The 22,399-nt window shown below is 57.6% G+C and carries 22 protein-coding genes; 15 read left to right on the top strand and 7 right to left on the bottom strand.

Annotation, left to right across the window (positions count from 1 at the left end; all coding sequences use genetic code 11):
- Positions 1 to 10 precede the first annotated feature (10 nt).
- Positions 11 to 1,747 (top strand): putative bifunctional diguanylate cyclase/phosphodiesterase, encoded by a 1,737-nt coding sequence (locus tag ACFSAG_RS01890; RefSeq protein ID WP_381510924.1) that lies wholly within the window; start codon positions 11 to 13, stop codon positions 1,745 to 1,747.
- On the opposite strand, the gene ACFSAG_RS01895 is transcribed toward ACFSAG_RS01890, so the two are convergent.
- From ACFSAG_RS01895 to ACFSAG_RS01915, 5 genes are read right to left on the bottom strand one after another with little or no spacing between them, the layout of a single operon-like run.
- The gene (locus ACFSAG_RS01895) at positions 1,705 to 2,922 is read right to left on the bottom strand and encodes a CCA tRNA nucleotidyltransferase (RefSeq protein ID WP_381510926.1); all 1,218 of its coding nucleotides are present in this window, start codon (positions 2,920 to 2,922) and stop codon (positions 1,705 to 1,707) included. The two genes, ACFSAG_RS01890 and ACFSAG_RS01895, sit on opposite strands and share 43 nt — an antisense overlap.
- Positions 2,922 to 3,509 (bottom strand): CoA pyrophosphatase, encoded by a 588-nt coding sequence (locus ACFSAG_RS01900; protein ID WP_381510928.1) that lies wholly within the window; start codon positions 3,507 to 3,509, stop codon positions 2,922 to 2,924. The genes ACFSAG_RS01895 and ACFSAG_RS01900 overlap by 1 nt, the downstream gene beginning before the upstream one ends.
- The gene (locus ACFSAG_RS01905; protein WP_374610696.1) at positions 3,506 to 4,060 is read right to left on the bottom strand and encodes a DUF1285 domain-containing protein; all 555 of its coding nucleotides are present in this window, start codon (positions 4,058 to 4,060) and stop codon (positions 3,506 to 3,508) included. The genes ACFSAG_RS01900 and ACFSAG_RS01905 overlap by 4 nt, the downstream gene beginning before the upstream one ends.
- Positions 4,050 to 4,544, bottom strand: a complete 495-nt coding sequence (locus ACFSAG_RS01910; RefSeq protein WP_381510930.1) for a GNAT family N-acetyltransferase — start codon at positions 4,542 to 4,544, stop codon at positions 4,050 to 4,052. The genes ACFSAG_RS01905 and ACFSAG_RS01910 overlap by 11 nt, the downstream gene beginning before the upstream one ends.
- On the bottom strand, positions 4,537 to 5,778 hold the full coding sequence (locus tag ACFSAG_RS01915; RefSeq protein WP_381510932.1) for a TCR/Tet family MFS transporter: 1,242 nt from the start codon (positions 5,776 to 5,778) through the stop codon (positions 4,537 to 4,539). Before ACFSAG_RS01915 ends, ACFSAG_RS01910 begins: the two co-directional genes overlap by 8 nt.
- Before the next feature lie 139 nt (positions 5,779 to 5,917).
- Between ACFSAG_RS01915 and ACFSAG_RS01920 the strand changes: the two genes are divergently transcribed.
- Positions 5,918 to 6,814 carry a DUF1499 domain-containing protein gene (locus ACFSAG_RS01920; RefSeq protein WP_381510934.1) on the top strand — a complete coding sequence of 299 codons (897 nt, stop codon included), beginning with the start codon at positions 5,918 to 5,920 and terminating at the stop codon, positions 6,812 to 6,814.
- Here ACFSAG_RS01920 and ACFSAG_RS01925 read toward each other — a convergent pair.
- The gene (locus ACFSAG_RS01925) at positions 6,811 to 7,941 is read right to left on the bottom strand and encodes a PQQ-dependent sugar dehydrogenase (protein WP_374610703.1); all 1,131 of its coding nucleotides are present in this window, start codon (positions 7,939 to 7,941) and stop codon (positions 6,811 to 6,813) included. The two genes, ACFSAG_RS01920 and ACFSAG_RS01925, sit on opposite strands and share 4 nt — an antisense overlap.
- Before the next feature lie 188 nt (positions 7,942 to 8,129).
- On the opposite strand from ACFSAG_RS01925, the gene rimP reads away from it, so the two are divergent.
- From rimP to rbfA, 6 genes are read left to right on the top strand one after another with little or no spacing between them, the layout of a single operon-like run.
- Positions 8,130 to 8,687, top strand: coding sequence for a ribosome maturation protein RimP (rimP, locus tag ACFSAG_RS01930; RefSeq protein WP_381511264.1), 558 nt, complete (start codon positions 8,130 to 8,132; stop codon positions 8,685 to 8,687).
- Between the two features lie 4 nt (positions 8,688 to 8,691).
- Positions 8,692 to 10,290: a transcription termination factor NusA gene (gene nusA / locus ACFSAG_RS01935; protein WP_374610707.1), complete on the top strand. Its 1,599-nt coding sequence runs from the start codon at positions 8,692 to 8,694 to the stop codon at positions 10,288 to 10,290.
- Positions 10,268 to 10,963 (top strand): DUF448 domain-containing protein, encoded by a 696-nt coding sequence (locus ACFSAG_RS01940; protein ID WP_374610709.1) that lies wholly within the window; start codon positions 10,268 to 10,270, stop codon positions 10,961 to 10,963. Before nusA ends, ACFSAG_RS01940 begins: the two co-directional genes overlap by 23 nt.
- Positions 10,964 to 10,986: 23 nt before the next feature.
- A complete protein-coding gene (gene infB, locus ACFSAG_RS01945) occupies positions 10,987 to 13,542 on the top strand; it encodes a translation initiation factor IF-2 (protein WP_381510937.1) in 2,556 nt (851 codons plus the stop codon).
- Entirely contained in the window at positions 13,539 to 13,964 is a 426-nt protein-coding gene (locus ACFSAG_RS01950) for a PaaI family thioesterase (RefSeq protein WP_374610713.1), read from the top strand. Before infB ends, ACFSAG_RS01950 begins: the two co-directional genes overlap by 4 nt.
- Complete coding sequence (gene rbfA / locus ACFSAG_RS01955) at positions 13,951 to 14,352, top strand: 30S ribosome-binding factor RbfA (protein WP_381510939.1); 402 nt, start codon at positions 13,951 to 13,953, stop codon at positions 14,350 to 14,352. Before ACFSAG_RS01950 ends, rbfA begins: the two co-directional genes overlap by 14 nt.
- A gap of 4 nt (positions 14,353 to 14,356) precedes the next feature.
- Here rbfA and ACFSAG_RS01960 read toward each other — a convergent pair whose 3' ends face one another.
- On the bottom strand, positions 14,357 to 14,938 hold the full coding sequence (locus tag ACFSAG_RS01960; protein WP_381510941.1) for a YceI family protein: 582 nt from the start codon (positions 14,936 to 14,938) through the stop codon (positions 14,357 to 14,359).
- A gap of 82 nt (positions 14,939 to 15,020) precedes the next feature.
- Here ACFSAG_RS01960 and ACFSAG_RS01965 point away from each other — a divergent pair, with 82 nt between their 5' ends.
- From ACFSAG_RS01965 to recN, 7 genes are all read left to right on the top strand, one after another.
- Entirely contained in the window at positions 15,021 to 15,635 is a 615-nt protein-coding gene (locus ACFSAG_RS01965) for a thymidine kinase (RefSeq protein WP_381510943.1), read from the top strand.
- Between the two features lie 8 nt (positions 15,636 to 15,643).
- Complete coding sequence (locus ACFSAG_RS01970; protein WP_374610720.1) at positions 15,644 to 16,072, top strand: DUF6491 family protein; 429 nt, start codon at positions 15,644 to 15,646, stop codon at positions 16,070 to 16,072.
- A 32-nt stretch (positions 16,073 to 16,104) separates the two neighbouring features.
- Positions 16,105 to 17,010, top strand: coding sequence for a tRNA pseudouridine(55) synthase TruB (gene truB, locus ACFSAG_RS01975; RefSeq protein ID WP_381511266.1), 906 nt, complete (start codon positions 16,105 to 16,107; stop codon positions 17,008 to 17,010).
- Positions 17,011 to 17,033: 23 nt separating this feature from the next.
- Positions 17,034 to 17,303: a 30S ribosomal protein S15 gene (rpsO, locus tag ACFSAG_RS01980; RefSeq protein WP_374610721.1), complete on the top strand. Its 270-nt coding sequence runs from the start codon at positions 17,034 to 17,036 to the stop codon at positions 17,301 to 17,303.
- A 170-nt stretch (positions 17,304 to 17,473) separates the two neighbouring features.
- Positions 17,474 to 19,780, top strand: a complete 2,307-nt coding sequence (gene pnp / locus ACFSAG_RS01985) for a polyribonucleotide nucleotidyltransferase (RefSeq protein ID WP_374610724.1) — start codon at positions 17,474 to 17,476, stop codon at positions 19,778 to 19,780.
- A 158-nt stretch (positions 19,781 to 19,938) separates the two neighbouring features.
- The gene (locus tag ACFSAG_RS01990; protein ID WP_381510946.1) at positions 19,939 to 20,727 is read left to right on the top strand and encodes an outer membrane protein assembly factor BamD; all 789 of its coding nucleotides are present in this window, start codon (positions 19,939 to 19,941) and stop codon (positions 20,725 to 20,727) included.
- A gap of 10 nt (positions 20,728 to 20,737) precedes the next feature.
- Positions 20,738 to 22,396 (top strand): DNA repair protein RecN, encoded by a 1,659-nt coding sequence (recN, locus tag ACFSAG_RS01995; protein WP_381510947.1) that lies wholly within the window; start codon positions 20,738 to 20,740, stop codon positions 22,394 to 22,396.
- Positions 22,397 to 22,399: the final 3 nt, after the last annotated feature.

The following is a 22,399-nucleotide window of genomic DNA, read 5'->3' on the forward strand; positions in this document are numbered from 1 at the left end:
GGCCGTCCCTATGAAAATGTGGGACATAAACCAGAATTCCCACGGGTCGCCCGCCTCGCTGACGTCGAAACTCGTCCAGAGGACCGCGCCCGGAGGCGATGCAGCCAGTCATGCCTGGCTGAACTCGCTTCCCATTGCTGCATCAATCTACCGCGTGGATTTAAGCGGTGCCAAGCGGATCGCGACCAATCCGCTATTCGATTATCTCGCGCTGTCGCGTGCCAGCGCAGCGGGCTTTGATACATGTTGTTTCAATGATTTAATCCTTGAAATGATCGCGCAGGATCGCCAGGAACATTTTTATCGCTGGCGTTCGGATGATAAGGTCCAGCCGCTTGATCTTGAAATCAGTGTCTCTCGTTTTGGCGGTGACGAGCCTTATGCTCTCGTCTCGCTGGTCGATCGCACGGCAGAAGTTCAAGGCAAGGTAAATCTGCGCCGCGAAATGATGAATGACAGCCTTACCGGCTTTGCGAATCGGATAGGTTTCGAGGAACGCATCGGCGAAGCGGTCGACAATTTTCGGAAATCCGAGGTCGAGCGTGAATTCGCGCTGGTTGTATTCGATCTTGCCCGTTTCAGTCGCATCAATGAATCGGTTGGCGTCTTGGCGGGTGACGAACTTATCATCACCGTTGCCAAAAGGCTGATGTCGAGACTGCGCAACAGTGAAATAATCGGTCGGCTCGGCGGCAATGAATTCGCGCTTTTCGCCCCGGTTGAAAACGGCCGTGGCGCAGGATCGATTGCCGAGCGGATCGTCAGAGCGTTCGACGATCCCTGCAAACTTTCAAACCTGGAAATCAAGATTGATTGTGCTGTTGCTGCCGCGCTTGGCAATGCAGTTGATGATGATCCGATGGACGTGCTACGGCACGCCCAGATCGCGCTAAAACGGGCGAAACAGACGAAAAAATTTGAGCTGTTTTCAAGTGACAACCTCGACCGTGCCTTGCATCGCTTCTCGCTAGAAACCGATTTGAGGCGAGCGCTTGAGCGCGATGAACTGGAACTGCATTACCAGCCGCTGATCGATCTGGAGAGCGGCAAGCTAAATGGTTTTGAGGCGCTGGCGCGTTGGAACCATCCTTTGCTGGGGATGGTGTCCCCACTCGATTTCATCCCGGTTGCCGAGGAGAGCGGGTTGATCGTTCCATTGGGTCGCTGGGTTTTGCAAAAAGCGTCAGCCACCATTGCCCTGTGGGAACGTGAGAGTGGAAGCGATTTGCCGATCAGGGTTTCGGTAAACTTGTCCGCCGTGCAACTGCTGCGGGATGATGTTCCCAGCGCTGTGGAACATGCCATAAAAGCCGCCGGCATCGATGGTGATCGCTTGACGCTGGAATTGACCGAAAGTGCGTTTGTCGACGATCCGGAAGGCGCGAAAACGGTCTTGGACGCGCTCAAGGCGCTCAACACCAATTTGGCGATGGATGATTTCGGAACCGGCTATTCAAACCTTGCCTATCTACAAAAACTGCCGATCGACGTCTTGAAGATAGACCGCAGTTTCGTCTCCGACATGCTGGCCAACAAGGACAATCGGGCCATTGTCAGCACCATATTGTCACTGGCTTCGGCACTGGGGATGAAGACGACCGCCGAAGGCATCGAGACGCAGGCGGTTTCAGACGAACTTAAAGGGTTGGGCTGCACCAACGGTCAGGGCTACTATTACGCTCGGCCATTGACTGCGGACGCCGCTTACGAGTTTCTCTCGGCGCGCAAGGCTTCCGCTACCAATTGATCAGCGATTTCTGCAGCGCGCGGCCCTGCTGGAAACAGTTCAGCAATCCATTGCCTCTCAGCCGCCTGAAGAGTCTTTGCAACAACCGGCCCGGCACGCAGGCCTTTCTGTATCAAATCGCCGCCCTTGATCGGGAATTCTGGCACATCCCATCCTTGCAAAGACGAGAATTCATCGCGCCAGTAATCTTCCGCACAACTGAGCAGGACCAGGTCGCGCGCATTTTCAATGCCGATACTGTACGCGAGTTGCCGGGCAGATTGCGCTGATCCGTGATGCGCGGCCAATTGGATCAGTTCGGTTCGCAAACGGTTTGATAGCTTAAGCCTTGCGGCAATTTTTTCGACCAAAGCGGAATCATTGGGCAAAACGGCGCCCAGTCTGCGTGCCACCGATGGCGTTGCCGCAACGGCCATTTCGCGATCAATCAGGCGTGCTAGTTTGTGTCCCGCATCAGGTACAATTTCGGGTAGGAAGGAATTGAATATCCCGGCATCGAGCATTGTCTGCACAGCCTGCGATGGATTGGCGACCGACAACAATTTGCGAAGTTCGTCCGCGATACGCTCGCGGGATAATGCCATCAATTTGCTGGAATGCTTCGCTGCTGCGGCCAATGCCTCGGCATCGATTGCGCCTTGCCCGAACCGAGCGTGAAATCGAAACAGGCGCAAGATGCGCAGATGATCTTCGGCGATACGCTGTTCGGCATCGCCAATGAAGCGGACATGATGGTCGGCAAGATCAGCAAGGCCACCGAAATAATCGAATATTTCCCGGGTTTCGGGGTCTGCATACAGCGCATTGATCGTGAAATCGCGGCGGGCGGCGTCTTCCATCCAGTCGGTCGCAAATTCGACTGTCGCACGACGCCCGTCGGTCGATACATCGCGGCGCAAGGTCGTGATTTCAAAAGTACGGCCATCGGCAACGGCTGTTACCGTACCATGGTCAATACCGGTAGGAACGGCTTTTATCCCTGCAGCTTCCAGTCGGCGGCTGACTTCCAGTGGTTCCAGCGGCGTTGCCAAATCGACGTCTGCAACCTCGATACCCAGCAGAGCGTCGCGCACCGCGCCGCCAACGACACGCGGTGGTTGTTCATCTACCCGCAAGGCCTTCACCACAGTGGCCAATGCGGGGTCGTGCAACCAGGATGAATCGGGCAATTGCATCAACGCTCACCCAACAGACGGCGTGATAGATTTGCAATGATTCCGGCAGTGACGCCCCAGATGCGACGACCTTCCCAGTCCATGTCGTAATATTCGCGCATCTGCCCCTGCCATTCGACTTGCCTGCGAGCGTACTTGGCACGATCGAACAATATCTCAAGCGGTACCTCAAACCATTCCTCAACTTCGCTGGGGTTGGGAATAAGGGGCAAGTCGGGCGTGACCACGCCGACCACGGGCGTGATCTGGTATCCGCTTCCCGAATAATAGTCGTCTGCCGGTCCAAGGATTTCGACATGTTGGCGGGGAAGGGCAATTTCCTCTTCCGCCTCGCGCAAGGCAGCGATGATTGCGCTTTCATCTTCCGGATCCACCTTGCCACCGGGGAAAGCGACTTGGCCGGCATGGCTGCGCAGCCAGGCGGGGCGCCGCGTCAGGATGACGCCGGGGTCTGGCCTGTCGGTAATGGGGACCAGCACCGCAGCGTGGCGATAGTCTCCGCTATGGCGAGGATAGGCGCGCTCGTCTTCAATCTCTATGGCACGCGAAGGATGCAGCGCGTCAATGAACTGCTTTTTCCAACTCATTCCGCGGCACCCAATGCGAAGAATACACCCTCGCTCCAGAGGCCGGGATTATCCGGATCAGCTTCAAGTGCGCGTTCGGCAAGGTCATAATATACGGGCCGCGCGCAACGCGCCCAAAGGCCGGAGCGAACCAAAAGATATGGAACTTGCGCACCATCATAACTGCGCATTTCGATTGGATGATCGTTGCCGGCAATCACAAGATCGTCGGTGTTTATGCGAAAGGCGATGCTGCCACCCCGGATTTGTGCTTCGACTGCGATGAAAGGCACGTCTTCGACTTCGATTGAAAGCCGCTCCTGCGGTGTGACCAACGCGTAGCCTCCATCGGTTTCGATCCGCAGCAGGCTGGAAAAGGCGCGCACCATCGCGGGGCGCGTAATCTCTCCGCCCTGATGGAACCAGCGCCCATCGGCTGCGATCCGCATATCGCTATTGCCGGATTTGGCCGGAGACCAATTCTCGACCGGGGGCAGTTTTCGTTGAGCAACCAGATCAGCTATCTGGGCCAGACTGAGATCGGCGAGATGGGGAGGGGGATCATAGGGCACGGTCGTCCTCCTCCAACATTCCAGATGTGGGAACCGCCAGGCCCTTGGCATTTCGGGCGAGCAAGCGGCGGGGTTCCCAAGGTCCGGGAAGCGTCCATCCACCGGTTTGCGAAGAATTGAAGCCGAAACGTTCATAATATTCGGGATCGCCTATCATCACCATGACAGGCTCCCCCATTTTTCCTGCGGCTTCAAGCATTGCATGCATCAATTGATGGCCGATCCCTTTTCCCTGCTGGTTGGGGGTAACGGCGACGGGACCGACCAGCACTATGGGAAAATCGCCAATGCGAACCGGCCAGCATTGGATGCTGCCAATGGGGACGCCGTTTTCCACCAACGCAAATGACAAAGCTGAAATCGCCTTGCTGCGCTTGCGCAACAAATAGGCTGTGCGACCGAAACGATCGGTTCCAAAGGCATCGTCGAGCAATTGTTCCAATTGTTTGGATGCAACCCGTTCCAGAGGGACCAGTTCAGGCATCGGGTATTGCCTCTGGCAATTGGCGCCTGCGCAACATGGTCAATGCGACAAATGCGCCAAGCCCCGCAATCGCCGCCAAGAGATAAGGGGCCCCGGGGAAGCGGATTGCTGCGCCTGCTTCGGTAAAGGCCGCTAGCGCGTAATTGTAGGAGAATTGCCCGATCATCAGGCTGAAGGCAGCGAGTGATCCGATCAGTCCCTGCAATTCGCCCTGCTGCGACGCCGGGGCGCGTTGCGACATCATCGCGTTCAGTGCCGGCATCACCATGCCCGAAAAACCGTTTACCAACAGCAACACCAAAATGATGCCCGCATAGGGCACGAAAGCGACGATAAGATAGCTGCTGATCCCCGAAATCATGCCGATATAGGCAGTTTTCCGCTCGCCAAAACGCGAAATGAAACGGCGGATAACAACCGCTTGGAACACTGCCATCGATATGCCAACCAATCCAAGTGATACACCCACCATTCCGCTATCCCAGCCATATTGGATGGGCGCAAAAAAGGACCAACTAGCGGGGTACACGTTACCCGCCAGCGACCACAGGAAATAAATCAGCGCGACCGGAACAATGCCGGGTATCTTGCCGAGCGAAGCGAAAGCTCCAAGCGGATTGGCGCGTTTCCATTCAAAGGGTCGCCGCTTTTCTTCGGGCATGGTTTCCGGAAAGACGAGAAAGCCATAAATGCCGTTTGCGATGGCCAATGCGCCCGCAACGTAAAACGGAACACGCGGCCCGAAATCGCTTAGCAAACCGCCGATAACGGGGCCGAAAATGAAGCCTAAGCCGAAGGCTGCGCCCACCTTGCCAAAGCTAGCCGCACGTTCTTCCGGCGAAGACATGTCCGCCATCGCAGCGTTGGCCGGCCCGAAAACCGCTCCAAGGCCGCCGGCAACCGCACGTCCGACGAAAAGCCAGCCAATGTTGGGGGCGAGGCCCATCAACAGGAAGTCGAAACCGAAAGCGAAAAGCGACACAAGAAACACCGGTCGCCTTCCGAAACGGTCACCCAAATTGCCGACAGCCGGCATCAACAGGATCTGGAAAAGGCCGTAGGTCGCACCGATCCAGGCACCGATGCGAGCTGCCTCTGCAGAGTCCACATGCGCCAAATGTTTGATCAGGTCGGGCAGGACAGGCATGATGATGCCGAAACCCATCGAATAGATGAGCACGGTCAGCAGCACGAAACGCGTCGCGCGTCGTTTCAGGGCGGGGTCCATCGTCATCGCGGGCGGCCTTGTCAGCCGACTGCACTTTTGTCCATGTTTTTTGCCGGGATGCGGCGCAACATCATGATTGGATTTACTTTGGCATTCGATCGATTTGCGCTAGCTTACCACGCAGATATTTTGGGGAGCCGGCAAAATGCAGAATGACGAACAACCGCAATCCAACCAGAATGCAGCCCCGGCGCCAGTCGCCGACGCGACGCCGGCACCCACTTTGGCTGAAGAGTTGACAGCTGTTGCGCCCGCAACCGGTTCGGGAACCCCTTCCAACTGGGGTGGTAAGCTGATCTTCGGGCTGGGATTGGGCTCTGTTCTAATTGCGCTTTTTGCAGGGCTTGGTTCCGGTTGGGGGCTTTGGGAATTCGGTTTCGGTTTCCAGCTGCTGATGATTGCATTTGGTGCTGGTCTGCTTGCAGTATTTGGCGGATTGTTTGCCGGCTGGTGGGCGAAACGCAAAGGCCGGAAGGCCGCTCGACCGCTGCGATGGGCGGGAATGGTGTTGGGCGGTGCGCTGGCACTGTGGCTCCTCAGCTTTGTTTATACCGCTCGCTCGGTTCCGGCCATTCATGACATCTCGACCGACCTAGCCGATCCACCGCAATTCCGGATGCTGGCCGTGCGTGCAGACAATCTCGATCAAATTCCGGGTGAAGATGATCCCGAAATGAAAGGTATGAACCCGCTGCAACGCTGGGCGGCCATTCATGGCAAAGCATATGGCGATATTCGTTCCGTCCGTATTGCCATGCCCGTCGCAGAGGTGATTGCGAAAGCAGAGCGGCTCGCAAAAGTCCGCGGTTGGGAGATTGCGGTCGCCGACCCGATCGAGGGTCGGATGGAAGCGACCGACACCACCCGCTTCTTTCGTTTCAAGGATGATGTTGTTATTCGTGTTCGCCCGACCGAGGACGGCACCGGAAGCATCGTTGATATGCGCTCCATCAGCCGGGTGGGCGTCAGCGATCTTGGCGTGAATGCCAAGCGGGTCCGCAGTTTCATTGCGGACCTCGCCGGAACAAATCCTGCCAGTTAGGGCTTGGGCGTCAGCTTCAGCAGGCGCCCTTCGCCGCCATCTTCAAGCAGCCAGACTGCACCGTCGGGCCCCTGTTCGACTTCGCGGATGCGCGCGTCCATGGGCCAGTGATCGGCTTTCTCGACAGTTTCACCATTCACCCTCACGCGGATAAGCGCCTCGCCGCCAAGTCCGCCGATGAACAACGACCCCTTCCAGGCTGGGAACAAGTCGCCATTGTAGAACATCAGGCCGCCGGGTGAAATCGCAGGCACCCAAAAGGCCTTGGGTGCTTCAAAACCATCGCTGGGCGTATGATCGGGGATGTCGCGCCCGTCATAATGGTCGCCATTGGACGCCTTGGGATAGCCGTAATTCGCGCCGGGTTTGACGAGGTTAAGCTCGTCACCATGGCGAGGACCCATCTCCTGGTTCCAAAGCTGCCCTTTGTCATCAAAGGTAAGCCCCAGCGGATTGCGATGGCCCAGCGACCAGATCTGAGATTTCACCGGGTTGGCAGAATCGTAAAAGGGATTGTCCTTCGGCACGCTTCCATCGGGGAATATCCGCAGCACCTTGCCCAAATTGCCGTTCATATCCTGTGCCGGATCGAACTTCTGACGTTCGCCCGAAGCGATGAAGAGATATTTCCCGTCAGGCGAGAAAGCGAGGCGATGTCCATAATGGCCGCGCCCGGTAACTTTCGGGTTCTGCTCCCAGATTTTCTGCAGCCCGACCAGTTTCGGCTGGCTGCCTTGATACTCCAGCTTTGCCCGGCCAACGACCGCACCGCGCGTATCGTTCGTGCCTGCCTCTACCCAACTGAGGTACACCATGTTCGAACTGGCGAAATCAGGTGCAACAACCACATCGCCGAAGCCGCCCTGGCCGCCATAATCAACCGCAGGAACACCAGCAACGTCACGAACCGGACCATCAGCTTGCCATAACTTCAGCTTGCCGCTCTTTTCCGTAATCAGCGCATAAGGCGTTCCGGGAACGAATGTCATCGCCCAAGGTTCGTTAAAGGTTGCCACCGGAGTAGCCTCAAAGGGTTTGGCACTGTTCGAGGCTTCGGCATTTCCGGATGAAGGCGCACAGGCAACGGCGATGAAGCTGGCGACGGTCAAACTCAAGGCACGCATCATGGGGAGATCTCCTCTATATCTGTCAGCATTAGATGTTCATGCAGGGCTATATTGGCAAGAGGGTTGCATTTGGCAGCGTATCCGCCTAGATGGGGTTTATCCCGACATTGCGAAACACTGGAGGGGCTGGCGCCGAAAGGGGCCGGCGCAATCGGTCATTCGCAATGCCATATCATATTTGGAACACCATGCCCGATTTGAAAAAACTTGCTGAGATCATCGAGCCAGAGGCCAAAGCCTTGGGGTTTGATCTCGTGCGCGTGGCGTGGTTTGATCGCGGTGCAGAAGGTTCGGACGAGCCGACGTTGCAGGTGATGGCAGAGCGCCCGGATACGCGGCAGCTGGTCATCGACGATTGCGCGGCGCTGTCGCACCGTATTTCGGATCTGTTTGATGAGCTTGACCCCATAGAAGAGGCCTATCGGCTAGAAGTCAGCTCGCCCGGAATAGACCGTCCGCTGACCCGCCTGAAGGATTTCGCCGATTGGGCAGGGCATGAGGCAAAGATTGAGGCCCTAGAGCCCATTGAAAACCAGAAGCGGTTTCGTGGTGAACTCGCAGGTGTGAATGGTGAGGATGTTTCGATCACCGACCGCACCGGCGCCACACACAATATTGCCTTTTCCAACATCCATTCCGCCAAGCTGGTCTTGACAGACCGGCTGATTGCGTCGACTGCGCCGCTCAACAGCGCCGGGGCCGACGAAATCGACGAAGACAACCCCGACGTAGAACAGGAAGACTAAAGTCATGGCCAGTCCGATTGCAGCCAACAAGGCCGAACTGCTTGCAATTGCCAATGCTGTTGCCAGCGAAAAGATGATCGACAAGGCGATCGTCGTCGAAGCGCTTGAAGAAGCCATCCAGCGCGCTGCGCGCGCCCGTTATGGCGCTGAAAACGATATTCGTGCCAAGCTGGACACTCAGACCGGCGACCTTCGCCTGTGGCGTGTTGTCGAGGTTGTCGAAGCGGTCGACGATTATTTCAAGCAGGTCGACCTGAAGCAGGCCGAAAAGCTGCAGCCCGGTTCCAAGGTTGGCGACTTCATCGTCGATCCGCTGCCCCCGGTTGATCTGGGTCGCATCGACGCACAGTCGGCAAAGCAGGTTATCTTCCAGAAGGTGCGCGATGCTGAGCGTGAGCGCCAATATGAAGAATTCAAGGATCGCGCTGGTGAAATCATCACCGGTGTCGTGAAGTCGGTCGAGTTCGGCCATGTCGTGGTTGATCTGGGCCGTGCAGAAGGCGTTATCCGCCGCGACCAGCAGATCCCGCGCGAAGTGGTTCGCCCCGGTGATCGCGTCCGCGCGTTGATCATGAAGGTGGTCCGTGAAAATCGCGGCCCGCAAATCTTGCTCAGCCGTGCGCATCCCGATTTCATGAAAAAGCTGTTCGCGCAGGAAGTACCCGAAATTTACGATGGTATCATCGAAATCAAGGCCGCAGCCCGCGATCCGGGCAGCCGTGCGAAGATCGGCGTCATCAGCTATGACAGCTCGATTGACCCGGTTGGCGCTTGCGTCGGCATGAAGGGCAGCCGCGTTCAGGCGGTTGTCCAGGAAATGCAGGGCGAAAAGATCGATATCATCCCCTGGTCGGATGATGCCGCAACCTTCATCGTCAACGCATTGCAACCGGCAACGGTCAGCCGCGTTGTCATCGACGAAGAAGAAAGCCGCATCGAAGTGGTCGTTCCCGATGACCAGCTCAGCCTCGCCATCGGCCGTCGCGGGCAGAATGTCCGCCTTGCCAGCCAGCTGACTGGCCGTGCGATCGACATCATGACCGAGGCGGAATCGAGCGAGAAGCGCCAGAAGGAATTTGTCGAGCGTTCGGAAATGTTCCAGCAGGAACTCGACGTTGACGAAACACTGGCTCAGTTGCTCGTCGCTGAAGGCTTTAGCGAACTCGAAGAAGTCGCCTATGTCGCGATGGAAGAAATCGCAGCGATCGAAGGTCTTGATGACGAGTTGGCAGAAGAACTGCAGAGCCGCGCGGTCGAAGCCTTGGAGCGCAAGGAGGAAGCATCACGCACCGAACGTCGCGAACTGGGCGTCGAAGATGCGCTTGCCGAACTGCCGCACCTGACCGAAGCAATGCTGGTCACGCTGGGCAAGGCTGGCATCAAGACGCTTGACGATCTTGCCGACCTTGCAACCGACGAACTGATCCAGAAGGGTCGTACCGAACAACGCCGTGGCGATAACCGTCGTCACCGTGTCGAAGACAAGCCCGGTATCCTGGCGGTCTATGGCCTGAATGAAGAGCAGGGCAACGAGATCATCATGGCGGCCCGCGCGCACTGGTTTGATGAGGAGGACGCCGTTGCCGCGGAAGACTCCCAATGAGGACCGTAATAGCCCTGTAAGAAGGTGCATTCTGACGGGAGAGCGGGCGGACCAACGCCTGCTCATCCGGCTTGCGCTCGGCCCGGATGGCCAGGTGGCCCCCGATATTCACGGGAAGGCGCCCGGTCGCGGAGCATGGATTGGCGTGCCTGCCGAAGAACTGGAAGCTGCCCGTGCAAAGGGCAAGCTTGCCGGTCTTTTGAAGCGCGCGTTCAAGGTTTCGGAACTTTCGGTTTCAGACGATATTGTCACGCGCATCCGCGATGGCCTCGAAAAGGCGACGCTGGATCGGCTGGGGCTGGAAGCTCGGGCGAGCAATCTGCTTTCCGGCGCGGAAAAGGTCGATGCTGCGGCCCGTGGCGGGGCTGTTGAGCTGCTGCTTCACGCATCCGATGCCAGTGATGATGGTGCTGCAAAGCGTGATCAGAGCTGGCGTGTCGGCCTTGAAGAGGAAGGCAGTGGGCGAAAAGGAATGCGACTGCCGGTCGATCGCGACCGGTTGTCAGCGGCGCTCGGAAGAGCAAACTCGGTGCATGTGGCGATCACCGATGCAAAAGCGGCGGAACGGGTAAAACATCACCTCGAACGCTGGCTTTATTTCATTGGATGCAGTAACGCGCGCGGCGACGCCAAGGCGGACCGCCGCGCACAAACTGCACCGGACGGTAATTGATTGAAGGCAAGGTCTGTAGAAAAATGAGTGACGAAGGCGAAAACAAACCGACATTGGGACGCAAGCCCCTTGGGCTGAAGCCGCGTATCGAGTCGGGCGAGGTAAAACAGACCTTCAGCCATGGCCGCACCAACAAGGTCGTGGTCGAGGTGAAGCGCAAGAAGCTGGTCGGCAAGCCCGGCTATGCGCCCGAACCAGAAGTTGCTGCTCCGCCACCCCCTCCACCCCCTCCGCCACCGCCTCCTCCGCCGGCTCCTGCCCGTGCGGCCGCTCCCGGCGGTGAAACTCCGCAAGAGCGCGTTGCTCGCCTGCAGCGTGAGGCGGAAGAGGAACGTCTGCGGCTCGCAGAAGAAGCTAATCGCCGCGAACAGGAAGAACGCCTGCGTGCTGCCGAGGAAGAGCGCCGTCGCGCGGAAGAAAATCGCAAGGCTGAGGCAGAGGCCGCAAAGGCTCCGCCGCCTCCGGTGCAGGTAGAAGAACAGGTTATTGAAGAAACGACCGACGGTGCATCGCCGCCGCCGGCACGTCGTTTCACGCCAGTGGAATCGCCAAAGCGACCAGCACCTGCCGCACCGCGCGAGGAAGTCCGTGGCGCAGATACGCGTCGTGAAGAGCTGCGTCGTGAGGATCCGAAAAAGGCACCGCACAAACCGAGCCGCGACCGTGCAGGCGATAACCGCCGCCAGTCGGGCAAGCTGACTGTTACCCGTGCTCTCGATGACGATGAAGGCGCACGCGCCCGTTCGCTCGCTGCACTGAAGCGTGCACGCGAAAAGGAACGCCGTTCGCACATGTCAGGTATGCAGCGCGATGCACAGCCCAAGCAGGTACGTGACGTCGTCGTTCCCGAAGCGATTACCGTTCAGGAACTCGCTATTCGTATGGCCGAAAAGGGCAGTGACCTTGTGAAGGCGCTGTTCAAGATGGGCATGCCTGTCACCCTGACGCAGAGCATTGACCAGGATACGGCCGAACTGCTGGTCACCGAATTTGGCCACAACATCACCCGCGTTTCGGACGCCGATGTCGATATCGCCCATGACGAGGATGTCGATGCACCCGAAACGCTGAAGGCTCGTCCGCCGGTTGTGACCGTGATGGGCCATGTCGACCACGGTAAAACGTCGCTGCTCGATGCGTTGCGTGGCGCCAATGTACAGGCCGGCGAGGCTGGCGGCATTACGCAGCATATCGGTGCCTATCAGGTGAAGACCAAGGGCGGTGACCTGATCACCTTCCTCGATACACCGGGCCACGAAGCTTTCTCGGAAATGCGCGCACGCGGTGCGATGGTGACCGATATCGTCATCCTCGTCGTCGCTGCTGATGACGGCATCATGCCGCAGACGATCGAGGCTATCAATCATGCCCGTTCGGCCAATGTGCCGATGATCATTGCGATCAACAAGTGCGACAAGGACGGTGCTAACCCGCAACGTATCCGTGAGCGCCTGCTCGAGCACGAAGTCATCGTCGAAAAGATGGGTGGCGAAGTGCAGGATGTCGAAATCTCTGCTCTGAAGAAGACCGGGCTCGATGATCTGCTGGAAAAGCTTGCGCTTCAGGCTGAACTGATGGAGCTCAAAGCTAATCCGGATCGCGCTGCTGAAGCTGTTGTGGTAGAGGCGAAGCTCGACAAGGGCAGGGGCGCCGTTGCGACGCTGCTTATCCGTCGCGGTACGCTGAAGACCGGCGATGTCTTCGTCGTGGGTGAGGAATCGGGCAAAGTCCGCGCGCTCATCAACGACAAGGGTCAGCAGGTTAAGCAGGCAACACCATCGATGCCGGTCGAAGTCCTTGGCCTCACCGGTGTGCCGGGGGCAGGTGAAATACTGACCGTCGTTGAAAACGAAGCTCGCGCCCGCGAAGTCGCTGCCTTCCGCAAGGAACAGGCGAAGCTCAAGCGCACCACACAGGCGCCGGTTTCAGTAGACAACATGTTCTCTGCGCTTTCGGCCAATCGGGCGAAGGAATATGCGGTTGTCGTCAAGGCCGATGTCCAGGGTTCGGTCGAGGCGATCGTCAATGCGCTGCACAAGATTTCGACCGACGAAATCAAGGTGCGCGTGCTGCAATCGGGTGTTGGCGCAATCACCGAAAGCGATGTGAACCTCGCCAACGCCTCAAAGGCGCCGATCATCGGCTTCAACGTCCGCCCGAACGCCAAGGCGCGTGAAATTGCGGAGCGTGAAAAGACCCGGTTCAAATATTTCGATGTGATTTATCACCTCACCGAAGATGTCGCCAAGGAAATGGCGGGTATTCTTGGTCCAGAAATCATCGAAACCGTCGTCGGACGTGCGAAGATCCAGGAGGTTTTCAACGCAGGCAAGAAGGACAAGGCCGCGGGGCTGCTCGTCCTCGAAGGCCATATCCGCAAGGGATACCATACGCGCCTTACCCGCGAAGACGTTATCGTATCAAAGACCGTTATCGCTTCGCTGCGTCGTTTCAAGGACGATGTCGACGAAGTGCGTGCCGGCCTCGAATGCGGTGTCGTGCTTCAGGATACCAACGACATCAAACCGGGCGACATGCTTGAAATCTTTGAAGTCGAGGAGCGTGAACGCACGCTGTGACGGAATTTGCTGGCACAAGGGGTTCACATGTCGAGTTGATGGGGGCGGAGTTTCTAGACTTCGACCCCGTCACCGAAACCATAACCATGCGTTTCGTCGCGCCGGATAGTTTCATCACCCAGCGCGGCGGTGTGCAGGGCGGGCTCGTTGCCGGCTTTCTTGACGAAGCGATGGGCTGGGCGCATGTTCAGGCGACAGGTGGTGCAGAAGCGCCGCTAAACCTCGAGATTTCGATGACCCTGCTCAAGCTCATCCCTGCTGGTCCGCTAATGGGCAAAGGGCGTGTCGTCCGCCGGGGGCGTCGTGTGATTTTCCTCGAAGGCGAATTGTGGGACGAGAATTGGACCACATTATATGCCCGTTCCACCTCGACCGCGATTCCAACGCCCGTGCCGGGCAGGGGCAACGATGGCGCGGCATAACGAAACGCCCGAAGGCCGCTCGGTCAGATTGCTCCGAGTAGGCGAGCAAGTGCGCCATGTGCTTTCCGACCTTCTGGCGCGTGGCACTGTGCATGATGATGTGCTCACCAGCCACAGCGTCAGCATAACCGAAGTGCGCATGTCCCCCGACTTGCGTCACGCCACGGTGTTCGTGAAATCGCTGCTTGGTGCGGATGAGTCTGAAGTGATCAAGGCCTTGCGCACCAATACTGCCTTTTTGCAGCGGGAAGTCGCCAGCAAAGTGCGCATGAAATATGCGGCCAAGCTCAAGTTCCTGCCCGATGAAAGCTTTGATGAAGCAAGTCACATCGAAAAGCTGTTGTCTAATCCGCACGTCACGCAGGATCTGAAGCCGGACGAGGAATGACGGCTTAGCCCGGCACCAATTTTGTCTTGATCGTGATTGTTACCTTTTTCCCGACGACCAGCGAATAGGCCGTCATCCCAAAATCGCGGCGGTTGATTGTGGTTACCCCGGTCAACCTGATGGTATCTTTGCCGTCCGCCTGCGCCGGAGGGGCGGAAAAGCTGAGGTTGAGGTTTACCGGACGCGTCACACCCCGGGCGGTTAACTCACCCGATACAGTACCTGCAGTTGGGCTTGTCATCGACAATACTTTACCTTCAAACCGAACGACCGGGTATTTCGCGACGTAGAAGAAATCCTTTCCCTTCAACCGCCCGGTGGTCAGGCCATCTTCTGCCTTCAACTGAGTTGCGTCGATGGAAACATCGAGGTCGATTTCGTTCATTCGCTCGGGAGACAAAACAACTTTCCCGCGCATTGCCGGAAAATAGGCTTTCCGGTTGCCAATTCCCATGAAGGCAACTTTTGCATCGACCGAGCTGGACTCTGGATCCAGGTTAAATCGATAGGTAGATGCGGTGCTGCCTAGACTAGAGGCGCACAGTAACCCAACAGCGACCATCCATTTTGCAGTTTTCCACTGCATTATCTTTTCTCCCACAGCGACCGAGCGCCACACTGCCAGATAGGGCTTGGACTCGTCCAGTAGGCAAAGTTATGACGACTATATGGCTAAGCTGTATTTCTATTACTCCTCGATGAACGCAGGCAAATCGACCACGCTGCTGCAGGCCGATTTCAACTATCGCGAACGCGGTATGGAGACGATGTTGTGGACCGCCGCTCTCGATGACCGTTACGGCCAAGGCTATGTCACCTCGCGCATCGGGTTGAAGGCAGACGCGCACAAATTTGATCCTGAAACCGATTTGTGGGGCGCAATCAGCCACGAGAACGATCAGCGAAAACTCGCATGCGTCATGGTCGATGAGGCGCAGTTCCTGTCGCGTGAGCAGGTTTTGCAGCTGGCCCGTATCGCGGATGAGGCCGGTATCCCGGTGCTTTGCTATGGCTTGCGTACCGACTTTGCCGCCGAATTGTTTCCAGGATCGGCTGCGCTCCTCGGTCTGGCGGATTCATTGGTCGAGTTGAAAGCGGTCTGCCATTGCGGGCGCAAGTCGACGATGAACCTGCGCGTCGACGGCGAGGGGCGGGCAGTCATAGACGGGCAGCAGACCGAAATCGGGGGCAATGATCGTTATATTGCAATGTGTCGCCGACATTTCATGGAAGCGCGCAAGGAATCCGCTGCTCATGCCGCGTTAAGCTTGACGACGGCATAAGTGGTTGCATGAGGAAGATTTTAATCTCGGCAACATTCATTGCTGGCGCGTTCACCGCTTGTCAGTCGCTCGCGGCGTCGCCGAAAGAATGGTCCGAATACGGCATCGAAGCGAGTATCCCCTTTGCCAATCATGGTGGAATTCGGAATTTCGAAGCCAATGGTGACCGCGGTTTGTGGATCGAAGATCGCCAGCGCCGCTGGTATTATGCGCGCATCGTCGGCCCCTGCCGTGACCTGGATTATGCAAACGGGATTGCATTCGATACGCGCGGAACCTCAACCCTCGACAAATTTGGCGGCATTTTCGTGCGTGGCGATTTCTGCCAGTTTGAAAGCCTGGTGACGGCGGCCAAACCGCTGCCGCGCAAGGAAAGGCTCAAGCTTCGCAAGGAAACCCGGCTCGAAGCTCGCAAGGCCGTTGCCCCGAAGGATTGACAGCCGTCAACTTGGCTGCGCATGGCGGCGCGATGCATGGCTGGATCATTCTCGACAAGCCGGTTGGGTTGGGCTCGACCCAGGCCGTAGCTGCGGTCAAACGCAATATGCGGGAAGCGGGATATGGCAAAGTGAAAGTGGGGCATGGCGGAACGCTTGATCCACTTGCAACCGGCGTGCTGCCAATAGCTTTGGGGGAAGCGACAAAGCTGTGCGGTCGCATGCTCGACGCCTCCAAGGTTTACGAGTTCACGATAGCCTTTGGAACTGAAACAAGCGGGCTTGATGCTGAGGGCGAAGTCGTATCGACCTCAGAGGTGCGGCCAACTTTGCCGCAAGTGCGCGCTGTGCTCCCGCATTTCACAGGGGCGATAGATCAAATTCCACCGGCCTATTCCGCGATAAAGATCGACGGGAAGCGTGCCTATGAGCGCGCACGTTCCGGGGAACAGGTGGAAATGGCGAGCCGCCAGGTGCAGATTTATGGGCTGGAACTTTCGCATTCTGATGTTGTTTCAGGAAATGCCCCGATTGATAGCGTTACACTGACAGTTCATGTTTCCAAGGGCACCTATATCCGTTCACTCGCTCGCGATATCGCTTATGCCTTGGGCACCGTTGGCCATGTCACAATGCTGAGGCGGAAAAAAGCCGGGCCCTTTGGCCTCAAACAGGCGATTTCGCTGGACAAACTCAACGAAATCGGTAAAGGCGCGCCCGCAAAGGACATTATCTTGCCGTTGGAGGCAGGGCTGGTCGACATCCCGGCTCTTGATCTCTCCCCGGATGCGGCAATGGCGATCCGACAGGGTCGCGTCTTGGCCGGGGTTGCCACGAAAGATGGGCTATATTGGGCGCGAGACGCAGAAATGCGTGCCTTGGCGCTGGTAGAGCAAATCGGCGGGGAATTAAGAACCGTTCGTGGCTTCAACCTTTAAAACACGATGTTCGAAGGAAAAAAATGTCTATTACTGCTGAACGCAAAGCCGAAGTGATCAAGGAAAATGCCCGTGAAAAGGGCGATACCGGTTCGCCGGAAGTGCAGGTTGCGATCCTGACCGACCGCATCAACACCCTGACCGCTCACTTCAAGAGCCATCACAAGGACAACCACTCGCGTCGTGGTCTGCTCCAGATGGTCAACAAGCGTCGCTCGCTTCTCGATTATCTGAAGAAAAAAGATGTCGCGCGTTACAATGCGCTGATTTCCAAACTCGGACTGCGTAAATAAGAAATTGCGAGGCGGCCCCCTGCGGGCCGCTTCTGCTATATGGGGTGGGTCCGCATTTCGGTGGACCCCGCCATGGGGCGCAAAATGCCTCGACCGGTCCGGGCCGGAGATCCCGGAAAAAAGGAGGCCCCTTTGCGCAATAGGGCGCGAAGGCATCTCAAGGAAAATCTATGTTTAATGTGAAGAATGTATCGATCGAGTGGGGCGGAAAAACCCTGACACTCGAAACGGGCAAGGTTGCCCGTCAGGCTGACGGCGCTGTGATGGCGACCCTCGGTGAAACAGTAGTACTTTGCGCGGTTACTGCGGCAAAGTCGGTGAAGGAAGGGCAGGATTTCTTCCCGCTCACCGTTCACTATCAGGAAAAATATTCGGCTGCAGGCCGCATCCCCGGTGGCTTTTTCAAGCGTGAACGTGGCGCCACCGAAAAGGAAACGCTGGTTTCGCGCCTTATCGACCGTCCGGTCCGTCCGCTTTTCCCAGAAGGTTTCTATAACGAAATCAATGCTATCGCTCAGGTGCTGAGCTATGATGGCGAAAACGAGCCCGATATCCTCGCGATGATCGCTGCATCGGCAGCACTCACCATTTCGGGTGTTCCCTTCATGGGCCCGATCGGCGCAGCGCGCGTCGGTTATCTCAATGGCGAGTATATCCTCAACCCGACTGACGAGCAGGTTGCCGAAGGCGATCTCGACCTTGTCGTCGCCGCTACCTACGATGCAGTGATGATGGTTGAATCCGAAGCCAACGAGCTTTCGGAAGAAGTCATGCTCGGCGCCGTCATGTTCGCGCATGATGCTTGCCGCGAAGTCATCAAGGCGATCGTCAAGCTGGCTGAACAGGCTGCCAAGGATCCTTGGGAACTTGACGCCGGTGAAGACAATGCCGCGCTGAAAGACAAGCTCAAGAAGCTGATCGGCAAGGATATCGAAGCTGCTTACAAGCTGACCGACAAGTCGGCCCGTTCGAATGCGCTCAACGCAGCGCGCGACAAGGCCAAGGCGATGTTGGCTGCTGACGGTCTGGAGCCGCAGCAGGTGATGGCTGGCATCAAGCTGACCAAAAAGCTTGAAGCCGAAATCGTTCGTACCGCGATCCTGAAGACCGGCAAGCGCATCGATGGTCGCACGACCACCCAGATCCGCCCGATTGTTGCGGAAACGCATTTCCTGCCGCGTGCGCATGGTTCGGCGCTGTTCACCCGTGGTGAAACGCAAACCATCGCAACCTGCACTTTGGGTACCAAGGACGCGGAGCAGATGATCGATGGCCTCAACGGCCTGCATTATGAAAGCTTCATGCTGCACTACAACTTCCCGCCTTATTCGGTCGGTGAAGTTGGCCGCTTTGGTGCGCCGGGCCGTCGTGAAGTTGGCCATGGCAAGCTTGCATGGCGTGCGCTGCACCCCGTGCTGCCCAGCAAGGAAGACTTTCCTTACACCATCCGTCTGACCAGCGACATCACCGAATCCAATGGTTCGTCGTCGATGGCGTCGGTCTGCGGCGGTTCGCTTGCGATGATGGATGCCGGCGTTCCGATCAAGCGTCCGGTCTCGGGTATCGCAATGGGCCTGATCCTTGAAGGCAAGGAATATTCGATCCTGTCGGATATTCTTGGCGACGAAGATCATCTCGGCGACATGGATTTCAAGGTTGGCGGAACCGAAGTCGGCATCACCACGATGCAGATGGACATCAAGATTGCTGGTATCACCCGCGAAATCTTTGAAGCTGCACTCAACCAAGCGAAGGAAGGCCGTGCGCACATCCTTGGCGAAATGAACAAGGCCCTCGGTGCAACCCGCAGCGAACTTTCGGCGCACGCTCCGCGTATCGAAACGATGCAGATCGACAAGGCGAAGATCCGCGACGTTATCGGTACTGGCGGCAAGGTGATCCGCGAGATCGTCGCCACCACTGGTGCCAAGGTCGATATCGATGACGAAGGCGTGATCAAGATCTCGTCCAGCGATCTTTCGCAGATCGAAGCTGCTCGCAAGTGGATTGCAGGTATCGTCGAAGAAGCAGAAGTCGGAAAGATTTATGACGGCAAGGTCGTCAATATCGTCGATTTCGGTGCGTTCGTGAACTTCATGGGTGGCAAGGACGGCCTCGTCCACGTCTCCGAAATGAAGAATGAGCGCGTAGAAAAGCCGACCGATGTCGTTTCGGAAGGCATGGACGTTAAGGTCAAGGTCCTCGAAATCGATCCGCGCGGCAAGGTTCGCCTTTCGATGCGTCTCGTTGACCAGGAAACCGGTGAAGAACTGGAAGACACCCGTCCGCCGCGCGAACCCCGGGGTGACCGCGGTGAGCGTTCCGATCGCGGTGACCGTGGTGACCGTGGTCCGCGCCGAGACCGTGGTGGTCGCGATGGTGGCCGTGGCGGCCGCGATCGTGGCCCGCGCCGCGAGCGTTCAGAAGGTGGTGAGGGCGGCGACCCGAACCATGTTCCGGATTTCCTCAAGGATTGATCCTACAGGACAGATTTACAGGAAAAGGGCTGCTTCGGCGGCCCTTTTTCATTTGTGAATTACGGGTTTGCCGGCTTGGTTCATCCACGATACAGCCCGACGAATAAAGAAAGCGCAAAAGCCTTGGCGAGTGGACCAAGTGCCATTAAGGGATGCCCATGCAGAAAAAGCTTATTGCACCGCTCGCGCTTGGTTTGTCGGCCATGTTGCTTTCAGGATGTTCTTCGCTGGGACTTGGCGGAGGACGTGATGGTACGGATACCCGTTATGTCGCGCGCGACGTAAATACGCTTTATCTGGCTGCAAAAGACAGGCTCGACCGCGGGCAGTATCAGATGGCTGCCGCCCTGTTTGACGAGGTGGAGCGCCAGCATCCTTACTCGCCTTGGGCCCGCCGTGCGCAGTTGATGAGCGCCTTCAGCTATTACATGGCGCAGAAATACAACGAATCGATTTCATCTGCCCGCCGCTTCCTGTCTATCCACCCGGGTAACAAGGATGCGCCTTACGCTTATTACCTGATCGCGCTTTGCTATTACGAGCAGATCAGCGACGTAACCCGCGACCAGAAGATTACTGAACAGGCTCTTTCGGCTTTGGGTGAAGTGCAGCGCCGCTATCCCAATACGCGCTACGCTGCCGATGCCGGATTGAAGATTGACCTTGTTCGCGACCATTTGGCAGGCAAGGAAATGGAAATCGGGCGCTTTTACCAGCGCCGTGCACTTTGGCTGGCTGCTTCTTTGCGCTTCAAGGAAGTGGTTCAGAAATATGAAACCACCACCCATGCGCCAGAGGCGTTGTACCGGATGACCGAAAGCTATCTGGCGATGGGAATCCCTGAAGAAGCCAAGCGGTCGGCAGCGGTTCTGGGTGCAAACTATCCGGGCAGCAAATGGTACAGCCGAGCCTACGAACTGATGCAGAAGCACGCTCCGGGAGCGTGATATTGCAGCCATGCTGACGGGCCTTTCGATCCGCGACGTGGTGCTGATCGAGGCGCTTGACCTCGAATTCGACGCTGGCCTTGGTGTCCTCACCGGCGAAACCGGTGCCGGCAAATCCATTTTGCTTGATGCCCTGGGTTTGGCGCTTGGAGCCCGCGCCGATAGCGGGCTGGTACGGTCAGGCGCGGAAAAGGCCCAAGTTACAGCCAGTTTTGATGCCCCTGCCAATGTCGTCGCGTTGCTTACCGAGAACGATATTTCGATCGAGAACGGAGAGGCGTTGATGATCCGCCGCTCGGTTCGTGCCGATAGCGGAAGCAAGGCGTTTATCAACGATCAGCCCTGTTCGGCCGCGTTGCTGCGTGATGTGGGCCTGCATCTGGTTGAGATCCACGGCCAGCATGATGATCGCGGCCTTCTGAACCCGCGCGGCCACCGGGCGCTGCTCGATGCTTTTGGCCGCTGCGACACTGCGTCTGTGTCTGGACTTTTTGCTGCATGGCAGGATGCCAAGGCAAAACTGGAAAGCGCCCGTGAAGCGCTCGAAAATGCGGCTCGTGATCGGGAATGGCTGGAGCACGCGGTCACTGAATTGCGGCGATTTGCGCCGCAGGAAGGCGAGGAAGAATCACTCGCAGGCGAACGCGCAGATATGCAGAAGGGCGAACGCATCGCCGAAGATTTACGCGCAGTTCTTGAGGCTTTTGAAGGTTCGGAAAGCGGATTGGCAAAGCTGCGCAGTGCCGCGCGCAAGCTTGACCGCGTGGCAACCGAGCATCCGCTTCTCGCCGAAGCCCTTACTGCATTGGATCGTGCGGTAATCGAGGCCAGCGAGGCGGAAGACAAGCTAATCGCAGCAACACAAGCGTTGAGTTTCGATCCCGAGCGTCTCGATGCCATCGAAGTGCGCTTGTTCGATCTGCGCGGATTGGCACGCAAGCATAATGTGCGCCCCGAAGAACTGGCCCAACTGACAGAAGAATTGGCGGCAAAGCTTGATGCCATCGAGGCAGGCGGAGAGGGGCTCGCTAAGTTGGAGGCAGAAGTCGCCCGGCATGGAGAGGCCTATCGCAAGGCAGCATCTGCTCTGTCGGCGCAACGCAAGGAAGCGGCAAAGCGCCTTGATGCAGCTGTTGCTGGCGAGTTGGCCCCGCTCAAGCTTGACGCCGCAAAGTTCCAGACGGCGGTGGAAGAACTGCCGGAAGATCGCTGGACAGCGACCGGCATGGACCGGGTGGAGTTCCTGATTTCAACAAATCCGGGCGCTCCATTCGCCCCGCTCGCAAAGATTGCCTCAGGTGGGGAGTTGTCTCGCTTCATACTCGCTCTCAAGGTGGCGCTCGCAGAAGAAGGCGGCGCAGCAACGATTATTTTCGACGAAATAGATCGCGGCGTTGGTGGTGCTGTCGCTTCAGCGATTGGAGAGCGGCTCGCGCGCCTGGCGGGTGCTGGCAAGCAACTGCTTGCTGTAACGCACAGCCCGCAGGTCGCGGCCAAGGGGCAGTCGCATTATTTCATCGCCAAATCGAGCGAAGGTACCGTTACCCGCACGGGCGTCACCCGTCTAGATTCGGATGGCCGCCGTCAGGAAATTGCGCGCATGCTCTCCGGTGCGGAGATTACCGATGAGGCACGGGCGCAAGCTGCGCGGCTGATGGAGGATGTGTGAGCG

This window comes from Sphingorhabdus buctiana (assembly GCF_042680825.1).
GTDB lineage: Bacteria > Pseudomonadota > Alphaproteobacteria > Sphingomonadales > Sphingomonadaceae > Sphingorhabdus_B > Sphingorhabdus_B buctiana.

What these genes read in the sequence shown, in the direction of transcription:
- ACFSAG_RS01890 (WP_381510924.1), top strand. Translation starts at nt 11, where the DNA reads ATGAAAATGTGGGACATAAACCAGAATTCCCACGGGTCGCCCGCCTCG.
- ACFSAG_RS01895 (WP_381510926.1), bottom strand. Translation starts at nt 2,922, where the DNA reads ATGCAATTGCCCGATTCATCCTGGTTGCACGACCCCGCATTGGCCACT.
- ACFSAG_RS01900 (WP_381510928.1), bottom strand. Translation starts at nt 3,509, where the DNA reads ATGAGTTGGAAAAAGCAGTTCATTGACGCGCTGCATCCTTCGCGTGCC.
- ACFSAG_RS01910 (WP_381510930.1), bottom strand. Translation starts at nt 4,544, where the DNA reads ATGCCTGAACTGGTCCCTCTGGAACGGGTTGCATCCAAACAATTGGAA.
- ACFSAG_RS01915 (WP_381510932.1), bottom strand. Translation starts at nt 5,778, where the DNA reads ATGACGATGGACCCCGCCCTGAAACGACGCGCGACGCGTTTCGTGCTG.
- ACFSAG_RS01920 (WP_381510934.1), top strand. Translation starts at nt 5,918, where the DNA reads ATGCAGAATGACGAACAACCGCAATCCAACCAGAATGCAGCCCCGGCG.
- ACFSAG_RS01925 (WP_374610703.1), bottom strand. Translation starts at nt 7,941, where the DNA reads ATGATGCGTGCCTTGAGTTTGACCGTCGCCAGCTTCATCGCCGTTGCC.
- rimP (WP_381511264.1), top strand. Translation starts at nt 8,130, where the DNA reads ATGCCCGATTTGAAAAAACTTGCTGAGATCATCGAGCCAGAGGCCAAA.
- nusA (WP_374610707.1), top strand. Translation starts at nt 8,692, where the DNA reads ATGGCCAGTCCGATTGCAGCCAACAAGGCCGAACTGCTTGCAATTGCC.
- infB (WP_381510937.1), top strand. Translation starts at nt 10,987, where the DNA reads ATGAGTGACGAAGGCGAAAACAAACCGACATTGGGACGCAAGCCCCTT.
- rbfA (WP_381510939.1), top strand. Translation starts at nt 13,951, where the DNA reads ATGGCGCGGCATAACGAAACGCCCGAAGGCCGCTCGGTCAGATTGCTC.
- ACFSAG_RS01960 (WP_381510941.1), bottom strand. Translation starts at nt 14,938, where the DNA reads ATGCAGTGGAAAACTGCAAAATGGATGGTCGCTGTTGGGTTACTGTGC.
- ACFSAG_RS01965 (WP_381510943.1), top strand. Translation starts at nt 15,021, where the DNA reads ATGGCTAAGCTGTATTTCTATTACTCCTCGATGAACGCAGGCAAATCG.
- ACFSAG_RS01970 (WP_374610720.1), top strand. Translation starts at nt 15,644, where the DNA reads ATGAGGAAGATTTTAATCTCGGCAACATTCATTGCTGGCGCGTTCACC.
- truB (WP_381511266.1), top strand. Translation starts at nt 16,105, where the DNA reads ATGCATGGCTGGATCATTCTCGACAAGCCGGTTGGGTTGGGCTCGACC.
- rpsO (WP_374610721.1), top strand. Translation starts at nt 17,034, where the DNA reads ATGTCTATTACTGCTGAACGCAAAGCCGAAGTGATCAAGGAAAATGCC.
- pnp (WP_374610724.1), top strand. Translation starts at nt 17,474, where the DNA reads ATGTTTAATGTGAAGAATGTATCGATCGAGTGGGGCGGAAAAACCCTG.
- ACFSAG_RS01990 (WP_381510946.1), top strand. Translation starts at nt 19,939, where the DNA reads ATGCAGAAAAAGCTTATTGCACCGCTCGCGCTTGGTTTGTCGGCCATG.
- recN (WP_381510947.1), top strand. Translation starts at nt 20,738, where the DNA reads ATGCTGACGGGCCTTTCGATCCGCGACGTGGTGCTGATCGAGGCGCTT.